Genomic DNA, 11,595 nt, shown 5'->3' with positions numbered 1-11,595 from the left:
GTGTCTGTCCTTTTCCTCAAACGGAATGTATCGATGTGGCTGCCTGGCGCTTAACGCGCCGCATCCGCCGCTTTCAGCGCCGCCGGCCGCATGTCCTGCCAGTGCGTTTCGATGTAGTCGATGCATTCGCCGCGCGACGCCGGCCCCATCAGCACGCGCCACCCCTGCGGCGCCTCGGCAAACTGCGGCCACAGCGAATACTGCTGCTGCGCGTTGACCAAAACGGTGAAACGGAGGCTTTCGTCATCGAACGGGTTTTGTTGTTCCTGAGTCATTTGCATTACCTGTCTGTCAAAATGTGTGGGTTATTCCATCGCGGAAAGCAGCTGGCGCACGCCGTCCACCAGGCCGCCGCGCCAGCAGAGCGCATCGTGCCCGCCGGAAAACACGCGGTATTCGGCGCGGTGCCCCGCCGCCGTCAGCGCCTGATGCATCTGGCGATTAACGAACTCGATGTCCGCCTCCCGATCGCCGGCTTGCTGAATCACGGTGAGCGTGGGCGCCGCCGCGTCGCGTTGCCGAACCTGGCGTATCAGCCAGCCTTCCTCCAGTTCGTGACGTTTTTCGAACTGGGTAACGAATTGCACCGTGGGCCACCAGAAGGAGCCGGACTGGCTCAACACGCGGCCGAAGCGTTCCGGCCAGTGCATACCGGCATATAACGCCGCCAGCCCGCCGTAGCTCTGGCCGGCGACGACGGTGCGCGCCCCTTCCTCGCTGAACGCTTCGCGCTTCTGCGCCTGCGGCAGCAGCTCTTCGATGATTGCCTGCCAGAAGGCGGCGTTGCAGGGCAGCTCGTTTTCCCGGTGTTCACCGTCGATCGCATCGATCAGCAGCCAGCACGCGGGCGGCAGCCGCCCTTTTGCGGTTTCATGCTCGATCACCGGCAACAGCGCGTGCCTTTCGATCCAGTTTTGGCCATCGAGCAATAGCACCAGCGGGCGGTTCGCTTTCACCGCCGCGTCGCCGCTGGCATACAGCCAAACGCGCCGCTGGTTATCCAGACGTTCGCTGCGCCACTGAAAAAACTGTAGCCGCGCCTCGTCCAATGGCCGATCGGCGGCCTGCCAGGCGCTTTGGTCGTCGGCATCCGGCCCTTGCGCCAGGGAAACCGGGCGCGGGCGATGCGAAGGCCCCAGCGAGAGGCGATTTAGCGGATCGGCGATCGCCAGCGGGAACAGCGATACCCACCAGGCGCGCTGCTGGCGATCGCGCAACGCTTCGTCGCCGCTGAAGACGGGGGGAAGATCTCGCTCTGTGATGGGGATCAGGCTGTAGCTGCCGCGCCAGCGCCGATCGATAACGGCGGCGCCGTACCAAACGTCGGTGCCGGGGAGCCTGGTCAGGCTGCTGGGGGACGTGCTGTGGTGATCGGTAATGCCGTTGATATCGGCGTAAACGCGGCATATCGGCGAGTGCCGTTCATCGCCGGCGGGATCGCGCCACAGCCAGGTCATTTTGACGTGGCGGTCATCGTGCGGCTCGACGATGGGCGTGCCGTGTGAGGCGACCTTCTGCCACCACGCGGGCTGCCCTGCCGCCTCTTCACGCAGCCACTGCGCCGCCAATCCCTCATGACCGTTTTCTGGCCTCTTTTCCGGCAAAAACTCCATAGCGCCCCTTACATAACATGAGTGATTTTTACAAAACCTGACAATCGTATTGATACTCATTATCGTTTTCAATACTATTTGTCGGATTTTTACCGTCGTGCACACACGGCGTTTCCGCGTCGACGGGTGAAGAGCGCTTGTCGGCATTTCGGGGTTTATCAGGGTGGCATGACACACAACGCAGGTATGCAGGAGAGATAATGAAGATTAAAAACAAAGGGATAGAAAACGCGAACGCAGAGGCGATGTCCGCCAAGCGTTTATTGCTGGGATCGGCGCTGGCCTTACTGCCCTTCGCGCCACACGCGTCCGCCGCCGCGGACGAGACGATTCTGGTGACCGCCGACGCGCAAAACAGCGTGACCGCCCCGGTCAAGGGGATCGTCGCCAAAGAGAGCGCCGCCGGCACCAAGACCGCCGCCTCTCTGCGTAAAACGCCGCAGTCCATCTCAGTGGTGACGCGCGAGCAAATGAACGACCAGGAGCCGGCGTCGGTCGCCGACGCGCTGAACTACACCAGCGGGGTAATCACCACCTACCGCGGCAACTCCAACCGCAATGACGAAGTGATCAGCCGCGGCTTCCGCTATGCGCCCAAGCTGCTCGACGGCCTGCACTTTGGCCTTTCGAGCCAAAACGGCGGCGCCGGGCAGATCGATCCCTGGCTGCTGGAGCGCGTGGAGATGGTGCACGGCCCGGCCGGCGTGCTGTACGGCCAGGTCAGCCCCGGCGGCGTAGTGGTGATGACCAGCAAGCGCCCCACCGCCCAAAGCATTCACGAAGTCAAATTCAGCACCGGCAACCGCCATCTGGCGGAAACGGCGTTCGATTTCGGCGGCAAGCTCAACGACGACAATACCCTGTTCTACCGCCTGAACGGCATCGCCAGAACCGAACATGAGTTTGTCAAAGACAGCAAGCAGCAACGGGTGGCCATCGCGCCGGCCTTCACCTGGCTGCCGAACGAAGACACCAGCTTTACGCTGCTGACCAGCTACCAGAACGATCCGAAAGCCGGATCGCGCAACTTCCTGCCGCGCGCCGGCACGCTGTTCCCGACCAGCGCGGGCTATGTGCCCTACGACTTCAACATCAGCGAACCCAGCTTCAACAAGTCGCGGCGCGAGCAGGCGTCGATCGGCTACAGCCTCGAGCATAACTTCAGCGATGCGCTGTCGTTCACCCAGAACCTGCGCTTCACCCACCGCGATGAAGACTATAAATATCTGGTTTATAACGTAAACTCGAAAGTCAACGACCATACCGTCACCCGCATGGCGCAGCATGAAACGCAGATGACCAACGAGTTTGGCGTGGATAACCAGCTTAAGGGGTTGTTCGACACCGGCGAGGTGAAGCACACGGTGCTGGGCGGGCTGGATTACCGCTACAGCCATATCGATTCGAAGATGTATCGCGATCGCGGCAACGACTACCCGATCGACTGGGCCAACCCGGTTCGCCCCAGCATCGATGGCAGCACGCTGGCGCTGGCTTCCAGCGACTTGAAGACGCTGAATCAGGTCGGGGTGTATCTGCAGGACCAGCTGGAGTGGAATAACTGGAACCTGCTGCTGTCCGGCCGTCAGGACTGGTCGCAGGTCAACACCCGCGATCGCACCAGCGGCGGTAAAGAGCAGACCTACAACGATGCCCAGTTTACCGGCCGCGCGGGCCTGCTTTACGCCTTCGACAACGGCATTTCACCGTATGTCAGCTACAGCACCTCGTTCGATCCTAACCTGTACCCGAGCGCGCCGGGCGCCGATCCGCTCAAGCCGACCACCGGCAAACAAACCGAGGTGGGCGTGAAGTACCAGATCCCGGGCGGCAACACCCTGCTGACCCTCTCTTGGTTCGACATTACCCAGCGCAATGTGGCGTCCTATAACCGCCTCACCTCCGCCTACGAGCAGATCGGCGAGGTGAAATCCAAAGGGATTGAGGCGGAAGTGCACGCTCAGCCAACGCCAGAGATCAAGCTGACCGCCGCCTATACCTACACCGACGTGGTGACCAAAGACTCCAACTCGGCGGACGAAATCGGCCACAGCCCGGCGGGCATCCCGCGCCACGCGGCGTCCGCCTGGGGCAGCTACAGCTTCCTGAGCGGCGCGCTGAACGGCCTGACCGTCGGCAGCGGCGTGCGTTACATCGGCGATGCGCCGGCCGACGCCATCGGCCAGTACGATGTGCCGCACTACACGCTGTACGACGCCATGGTGAAATATGACCTCGGCCAGGCCTCGTCGGCGCTGCGCGGTGCAGCGCTTCAGCTCAACGTACAGAACCTGACGGACAAGAAATACGTTTCATCCTGCAGCGGCGAGTACGCCTGCTTCTACGGCAGCGGCCGCAGCATCATCGCTTCGGTCAACTACCGCTGGTAACAAAAATGGGCGGCCAGCGCCGCCCATTTCTTCCGCCTTTCCCGCCGCCTTTACTCCTGCTTCAGTTCCCGCAAATGCTTGTACACCGTGGCGCGCCCCATCGACAGCACATTGGCGATGTAGTCGGCGGCGCTTTTGGCCTTGAACGCCCCCTGATGATAGAGATCGCTGACCAGCCGCCGTTTCTGTTCGCGGCTCAGCGCACCGAGCGCGGCGTTTTCGCGCCGCAGCCAGTCGTGCAGGAAGGTGTTGATCTTCTCCTGCCAGTCATCTTTGAACAGCGCTTGCGGCTGCGGCTGCAGCCGGGTGACCGACAGGAACATGTCCAGCGCGTTGCGGGCGTCCTCGAACATCGCGGTGCTCAGGTTGATGCACAGCAGATAGCTGGGCTTGCCCTGCTCGTCGCGCGCGGCGATGCTCACCGAGCGCATCTTTTTGCCGTCCCAGTTCAGCTTCTCATAGGGGCCGGTCACGCCGGCGCCGCCGGCGAGCTCGAAGTCGTCCAGCCCGGCGTCGTCACCCGGTTTGCGCTTCGACAGGTTGTTCGCCAGATAAGCAATCTTGTTGGTGGCCAGATCGTGGATCACCACTTCCGCATTCGGGAAAAACAGCGCCGCGATGCCGTCGGCGACCGAGCGTAAAAGTTCGAGTTGAGAAGAAGAGTTCGGCACGCTGGGGTGTCTCCGTATAGCCCGGTTTGGTTTGCTGTTCAGCCGCTTAGCATACCGCAGTTGCCGCCACTTGCCGAGCGGATGGCGTTTGCGCCCCCTGCGCCGACGGCGGCGCTGCAAACGCCCTTAGTGTTCACACCCGGGATCAGAATTGGCCATTGCCGGTCGTCGGAAAAATACCTCCCGCCAGGCGAAAGAGGAAAGGGAAATATTTAAAGTCACTTTACTCACATGCCGTTTTGTTATTTAAAAGCCGCACCTTTGCCAATGACATTAATCCCCACCCCCTTTATTTAATTATTCACTTCATGCCGATCGCGAATTGATTAGCGGACTCCTTTATCCAAGAAAAATCCCATTAAAATCATCATCTTTTACATAAAGAAAAACGCCAATTCGGACTATTCCTAACTATTTCCTTCTGGCATCGAGAATAAATTTAACTTGCAGTACTGCAATAAGGATGCAGCTTAATTTGAGTTGTATAAGCAATTTAATTTAAAGGACTTTTACTATGAACCATGAATCTAGGGCGGACTGTTCCGCCAACGGCTACATTATTGAAGTTTCAAGTTTTAAACTGCCGGCCTCACTCAGCCCTGAAGCGTTTGCCGTATTGGACAAGCGTGTAGAAGAGGAATTTATCTCAAACCAGAACGGGTTCATTTCGCGTGACTCAGGCATCAGCGTAGACAATGAACCTCGCTGGGTGAACATTGTAAAATGGGAGACGCTGTTGGATGCGGATGAAAACATCTACCAATTTACGCGGGCTTCCGCGCCGGCGTCCGTCAAAGAATATCTGGCGAGTATCGGCGCTGAGCCGGTGGAATTAAAACGCTATCAGCATACCGGCGCGTAATGCGTGCCGGATGACCACGCCACGGCGGCGCGGTCTTCTTTAACGCTGATTGGCAAAACCTGAACGGGTGGCCGCTCGCTGTCACCCGTCCGTTTCAGGTGAGCACATTTATCAGACCCTGCCTCGACGGCCGCAACACATTAAAACAGCCTCGGATTAGGCTTCTCTTTGCACGATAAAAACACGGCCGCAGACGGCGTTTTAACAGGATTTTAACGCTGCCGAGGGGAAACGCCATTGTCAACATAGCAGTTAAATAAAATGAAACTTTTTGATCACATTCAAGCTTCTGAAAAATAGATAAAAAGGGTTTTTATGCGCTTTATATGCATAAAGTATGCATGCACACGCTCAGCGTCGATGAAAAGTAATTAACTATTCATTTGCCGCCCTGCAGGCGGCGAAAAACCGTCCGCTGGCCCGATGAGAGGGGGGCTAACAACCGGCATAATTAGTGGTAAATTTAGCGTCGCAAAGTGTTATGCGCTTGCTAATCCACGGTTAAACGAAATAAATACCTCTAATATATAAAGGTTGGTTATGGAAAAGCTATCCTACGCTTCAGACAGCAGCACCACCGCTTGGGCTACATATCTGCAACAAATCGATCGCGTCGCCCCTTACCTCGGCGAGCTGTCACGCTGGGTTGATACGCTGCGTCACCCTAAGCGCGCTTTGATTGTCGATATCCCGCTGCAGATGGACGATGGCACCATCCGTCACTTCGAAGGTTTCCGCGTACAGCACAACCTGTCGCGTGGGCCGGGCAAAGGCGGTATCCGCTTCCACCCTGACGTCGATCTGAACGAAGTGATGGCCCTGTCCGCCTGGATGACCATCAAGTGTGCCGCGGTCAACCTGCCGTACGGCGGCGCCAAGGGCGGCATCCGCGTCGACCCGTTCAAACTGTCTGAAGGTGAACTGGAGCGACTGACCCGCCGCTACACCAGCGAAATCGGCTTCATCATCGGGCCACAGAAAGACATTCCTGCGCCGGACGTCGGCACCAACGCCAAAGTGATGGCCTGGATGATGGACACCTACTCCATGAACCACGGCACCACCATCACCGGCGTGGTCACCGGCAAACCAATCCACCTCGGCGGCTCCCTGGGCCGTGAGAAAGCGACCGGCCGCGGCGTGTTCGTCACCGGCAGCGAAGTGGCCAAGCGTCTGGGCGTGCAGATCGAAGGCGCCAAAGTGGCGGTACAAGGCTTCGGTAACGTGGGCAGCGAAGCGGCTCGCCTGTTCGTTGGCGTCGGCGCGCGCGTCGTCACCATCCAGGACCACTCCGCCACCCTGTTCAACGCCAACGGCATCGACCTGACCGCGCTGACCGAATACCAGGCCAAGCACAAGCAGATCGCCGGCTTCCCTGGCGCCAGCGAGATCGAAAGCGAAGCGTTCTGGTCGGTCGACATGGACATCCTGATCCCTGCGGCGCTGGAAGGCCAAATCACCCGTCAGCGCGCCGAAATCCTCAGCGCCAAGCTGGTGCTGGAAGGCGCTAACGGCCCAACCTTCCCAGAAGCGGACGACATTCTGCGTTCCCGTAACATCACCGTGGTCCCGGACGTTATCTGTAACGCCGGCGGCGTAACGGTCAGTTACTTCGAGTGGGTGCAGGACATGGCGAGCTACTTCTGGAGCGAGTCCGAGATCAACGAGCGTATGGACAAGATCATGACCGACGCCATGGTCCACGTCTGGAACAAGGCGGCCGAGAAAGAGTGCAGCCTGCGCACCGCGGCTTACATCGTGGCCTGTGAGCGCATCCTGACCGCACGTAAAGAGCGCGGCATCTACCCAGGTTGATGCCCGTATCCCGGCCTGCCCCGGCAGGCCGGATTTTCCTCAGCGCAAACAGCGCTTCAACACCTTACCGGTACTGGTCATCGGCAAACGCTCGACGAACTCGACGATACGCGGATACTTGTACGCCGCCAGCCGCTCCCGGCTCCAGGCAATCAGCGTTTCTTCCTCGATCGGCTCTTCCGTCTCTTTCAATACCACCACCGCTTTGATCTCTTCGCCCAGCGACGGATGCTCGACGCCGATCACCGCCACCAACGACACCGCCGGATGGCGAATCAGCGCCTCTTCAATCTCGCGCGGATAGACGTTGAACCCGCCGCGGATGATCATGTCCTTGGCCCGATCGACGATGAAATAGAAGCCGTCGGCGTCGCGACGCGCCAGGTCACCGGTGCGGAACCAGCCGTTTTCCAGCACCTCTGCCGTCGCCTCAGGGCGGTTCAGATAGCCTTTCATGATGTTGTAACCGCGCACCGCGATCTCCCCGACCTGGTCGATGCCGTCGACCGGCTGCCCGGTGGCGTCGAGCAGGCGCACCTCCACGCCCCAGATCGGTTGGCCGATGGAGCCGGGTTTGGTTACCCGATGGGGATGGTTAAAGGTGGCGACCGGGCTGGTCTCCGACAGCCCATACCCTTCGAGAATGTTGACGCCGAAGCGGCGCGAGAAATCCTCCAGGATCTGCACCGGCAGGCTGGCGCCGCCGGACACCGCCATACGCAGCGTGCTGCGCAAGCGCTCGATATCCGTGTGCTCATCCAACGCATTCAACAGCGCCCAATACATGGTCGGCACCCCGGCGAAAAAGGTGATGCCGTGCCGTTGCATCAGCGCGATGGCCTGCGCGGCGTCGAAGCGCTCGACCAGCACCAGAGTGGCGGCGGAAGCGAACCCGGCGTTCATCTGCACCGTCGAACCAAAAGTGTGGAATAGCGGCAAGGTCACCAGGTGACGATCGGGGGCCGTCTCCGAACCGTCGAACAGCCGCACCGATCCCAAGGCGTTGAGCACCAGATTGGCGTGAGTCAACTCCGCCCCTTTGGCGCGGCCGGTGGTGCCGCTGGTATACAGCACTACTGCGGTGTCGCTTTCGATCGTCGTCGCCGAAGCGAATTCGGTAGCCTGCTCGGCTATCGCCGCGCTGAAACGTTCCCCTTCGAGCGGCAACCGATCGCCGATGATAAACACCTCGCGGCACTGCTCCGCCTTCGCCGCCGCCCGCAGCGCTTCCTCCCCCAGCGGCAGGCCGCTGCTGCCCTCGAAACAAAACAGCGCCACCGCCGCCGAATCCGCCAGGTAATAGTCGAACTCTGCGCTTTTAAGCAGAATATTCAGCGGCACCACCACCGCGCCGCTTTTAAGAATGCCGTAATAGATAGCCGGAAACTCCGGCCGGTTCGGGCAGGCCAGCGCCACCCGTTCACCAGGCCGCACGCCGCGCGCGGCCAACAAATTCGCCACCCGATTGGCCATGTCGTTAAGCGCCCGATAGCTGAGCGGGTTGTCGTCCTGTATCACCGCCGGCCGCTCCGGCCAGGTGCGCGCACTCTCTTCAAGCAAGGTAGCCAGATTCAGCATCGGGGATCCTCCCTGGGGTTGAGCGGCGAGAAAAGCGCCGCAGTATCACGAGTATAGATAGGCGCTTTGCGGTTCGCATTCCCAGGGGCGCTGGGCTATACCTTAGGCAATCCCTATCCCGCAGGAGTTGTGATTATGAGCAAGAAAAAGATCCTGATGCTGGTCGGCGACTACGCCGAAGATTACGAAACCATGGTGCCGTTTCAGGCATTGCAGATGATCGGCCATTGGGTGGACGCCGTGTGCCCCGGCAAAGCCGTCGGCGATTATATCCAAACCGCAATCCACGACTTTGACGGGGCGCAGACCTATAGCGAGAAACCCGGCCACCGTTTTACCTTAAATGCCGACTTCGCCGCCGCCAAAGAAGAGCACTACGATGCGCTCTTGATCCCCGGCGGCCGGGCGCCGGAATACCTGCGTCTGAACCCCGACGTGATCGCGCTGGTGCAGGCGTTTGACGCCGCGAAAAAACCGATCGCCGCCGTTTGCCACGGCCCGCAGCTGCTGGCGGCGGCCGGGGTGTTGAAAGGCCGCACCTGCAGCGCCTACCCGGCCTGCGCGCCGGAAGTGCGGCTGGGCGGCGGCCATTATGCGGAAATCGGCATCGATCAGGCGCACGTCGACGGCAATCTGGTCACCGCCCCGGCCTGGCCGGCGCATCCGCAGTGGCTGGCGAAGTTCGCCGAGGTGTTGGAGCAGTAACGCGGCGCTAGCGGAGCTGCTCGATCAGGAAGTGGATGTCGTACAGCCAGCGCTTGGCGCGCGCGGAGCGCACCAGCATCGACACGCACAGCGGCCGGGGATGCTCTTTGCACGCGGAGGGGGAAAACCAGCGCCCGGTGTTGGTCGGCGGCTGGAAATACAGTTCGTGGTTGTAGTTGCCGCTGTCGACGCCGAAGGTATCGAAGTAGCGGCGCATCAGCGTATTGGAATCGCTGAACGACAGGTTGAGCGCGGTGTTGATCTCGGTTTCCGGGGTGATGGCCACGCCCTTCTTCAGCCGCCCTGATGCGTTGAAGGCGGCGATAAGCGCGATGACCTGTTGCTGAATGTCTTCTGCCATGACGACCTCGAGCCGGTATGAATAAAAGATGAATGCGGTTCTCTGTCTGACTCTGCTCACCGCGGCGAGTTCTGACCGCCGGCCGGGTTTTCTGTTTCTTTACACTTTCCATAAAAAAACCGCGCGTAGCCAAATGCCTGGCGCGCGCGGTCGACGGTTAGCGGCTGAGCGTCGTCTGGTCGGCGATGACGCCATCCCCCTGCCGCTCGGCGGTAACGCCGCCGCCCAACACTTTATACAGGGTGGCCTGATTGTCGTACGCGCTCTGCTGCGCGGCGATCAGCGCCTGTTGCGCCGTGTACAGCGTGCGCTGTGCGTCCAGCAGCGTCAGGTAGCTGTCCACGCCCTGGCGATAACGCAGCTCGGCCAGGCGATAATATTGCTGCGCCGCCGCCACATAGCCGGTTTGCGCCGCCAGCTGTTCCTGCAGCGTGGCTTTGCGCGCCAGCGCGTCGGCGGTTTCCTGAAATGCCGTCTGCACCGCTTTCTCATAGGTAGCGACATACAGATCTTTCTGCGCCTGGGTGTAGTTGAGCTGAGCCGTGTTATAGCCGCCGCTGAAGATAGGCAGGCTGATGCTCGGTGCAAACGACCAGACGCCGGCTCCGTGGCTGAACAACGAGGAGAGTTCACCGCTGCCCACGCCGCCGCTGGCGGTCAAGCTGATCGACGGGAAGAACGCCGCCCGCGCCGAGCCGATATTGGCGTTGGCGGATTTCAGGTTATGCTCGGCCTGCAGCACGTCCGGCCGCTTCAGCAACACTTGCGAAGAGACGCCGGCCGGCAGATCGCGCATGATCCCGCCCAGCGCCTCGATACCGCTCGGCAGCAGGTTTTCCGGCACGCTTTGCCCTACCGCCAAATCCAGCGCGTTTTTCGCCTGCGCGGCGCTGGTGGCGTAGCTGGCGGCGTCCGATCGCGCCTGCTGATAGACGGTTTCCGCCGACGCCACGTCAACCAGCGACGCAATCCCGTGCTGTTGATTGTTGCGCGTGACGTCCAGCGACCGTTTGGCGCTCGCCATCGTCTGCTGTGCCACCGCCAGATTGCTGCGCTCGGCCGCCACCGCCACCCAGTCGGTGACGATATCGGCGATCAGTGTCAGACGGGTGCTTTTCGCCGCCTCCGAGTTCGCCAGATAGGTTTCGAACGCCGCGCGCGACAGGCTGGCGTTCTTGCCGAACAGATCCAACTCGAATGCGCTGACGCCGGCCGCGGCCTCGTAGCTTTGGCTCAGCGCGGTGGCGTTGCCGCTGCCGGTCAACGCCCGCCCGCGGCTGCCGTCGGCGGTGGCATTGATTGTCGGGAACAGCGCCGAGCGCTGCTCGCCGTACAGGGCGCGCGCCGACGCGATATTGGCGATCGCCTCGCGCAGATCGCGGCTGCTGTTCAGCCCCAGCGCCACCACCTGGCGCAGCCGGGCGTCCTGGACATAGTCGCGCCAGGCGACGTCCGGGTAGCTCAGCGCCTGGTTGCCGCTAGCCTCGCCCTGCGGCAGGTTGGCGGGCACCGGCGCCGCCGGGCGCTGGTAGTGCGGATCCAGCGACAGACAGCCGGTCAGCAGCAGCGGTAAAGTTAACATCATGACTCGTTGCAACAC

Annotated in this window: 10 protein-coding genes; 4 read left to right on the top strand and 6 right to left on the bottom strand. The window is 60.9% G+C overall.

Translation table 11 applies throughout. From position 1 onward, the window contains the following. Positions 1 to 50: 50 nt before the first annotated feature. Complete coding sequence (locus tag EKL15_RS16395; RefSeq protein WP_197847672.1) at positions 51 to 275, bottom strand: MbtH family protein; 225 nt, start codon at positions 273 to 275, stop codon at positions 51 to 53. Between the two features lie 30 nt (positions 276 to 305). Continuing rightward, on the bottom strand, positions 306 to 1,613 hold the full coding sequence (fes, locus tag EKL15_RS16390) for an enterochelin esterase (protein WP_238423709.1): 1,308 nt from the start codon (positions 1,611 to 1,613) through the stop codon (positions 306 to 308). Positions 1,614 to 1,813: 200 nt separating this feature from the next. Here fes and EKL15_RS16385 point away from each other — a divergent pair, with 200 nt between their 5' ends. After that, positions 1,814 to 4,003 (top strand): TonB-dependent siderophore receptor, encoded by a 2,190-nt coding sequence (locus tag EKL15_RS16385; protein WP_084827783.1) that lies wholly within the window; start codon positions 1,814 to 1,816, stop codon positions 4,001 to 4,003. 50 nt (positions 4,004 to 4,053) lie between these two features. Here EKL15_RS16385 and EKL15_RS16380 read toward each other — a convergent pair whose 3' ends face one another. After that, positions 4,054 to 4,674, bottom strand: coding sequence for a transcriptional regulator (locus EKL15_RS16380; protein WP_060418849.1), 621 nt, complete (start codon positions 4,672 to 4,674; stop codon positions 4,054 to 4,056). Positions 4,675 to 5,188: 514 nt separating this feature from the next. Between EKL15_RS16380 and EKL15_RS16375 the strand changes: the two genes are divergently transcribed. Continuing rightward, a complete protein-coding gene (locus EKL15_RS16375) occupies positions 5,189 to 5,536 on the top strand; it encodes an antibiotic biosynthesis monooxygenase (protein WP_060418847.1) in 348 nt (115 codons plus the stop codon). Between the two features lie 540 nt (positions 5,537 to 6,076). Then, positions 6,077 to 7,351 carry a Glu/Leu/Phe/Val dehydrogenase gene (locus tag EKL15_RS16370; protein WP_060418845.1) on the top strand — a complete coding sequence of 425 codons (1,275 nt, stop codon included), beginning with the start codon at positions 6,077 to 6,079 and terminating at the stop codon, positions 7,349 to 7,351. 39 nt (positions 7,352 to 7,390) lie between these two features. Here the strand turns inward: EKL15_RS16370 and EKL15_RS16365 are convergent, their stop codons facing one another. Further along, positions 7,391 to 8,929, bottom strand: coding sequence for a long-chain fatty acid--CoA ligase (locus EKL15_RS16365; RefSeq protein ID WP_084827781.1), 1,539 nt, complete (start codon positions 8,927 to 8,929; stop codon positions 7,391 to 7,393). 135 nt (positions 8,930 to 9,064) lie between these two features. Between EKL15_RS16365 and EKL15_RS16360 the strand changes: the two genes are divergently transcribed. Beyond that, positions 9,065 to 9,634, top strand: coding sequence for a DJ-1/PfpI family protein (locus EKL15_RS16360; protein WP_004937978.1), 570 nt, complete (start codon positions 9,065 to 9,067; stop codon positions 9,632 to 9,634). Between the two features lie 7 nt (positions 9,635 to 9,641). On the opposite strand, the gene EKL15_RS16355 is transcribed toward EKL15_RS16360, so the two are convergent. Continuing rightward, positions 9,642 to 9,995 carry a DUF1493 family protein gene (locus tag EKL15_RS16355; RefSeq protein WP_049200624.1) on the bottom strand — a complete coding sequence of 118 codons (354 nt, stop codon included), beginning with the start codon at positions 9,993 to 9,995 and terminating at the stop codon, positions 9,642 to 9,644. A 157-nt stretch (positions 9,996 to 10,152) separates the two neighbouring features. Next, positions 10,153 to 11,595 (bottom strand): efflux transporter outer membrane subunit, encoded by a 1,443-nt coding sequence (locus EKL15_RS16350; protein ID WP_343180060.1) that lies wholly within the window; start codon positions 11,593 to 11,595, stop codon positions 10,153 to 10,155.

The organism is Serratia sp. 4542, from assembly GCF_016805595.1.
Classification (GTDB): domain Bacteria; phylum Pseudomonadota; class Gammaproteobacteria; order Enterobacterales; family Enterobacteriaceae; genus Serratia; species Serratia nevei.
This window is presented reverse-complemented; position numbering and strand designations above follow the sequence as displayed.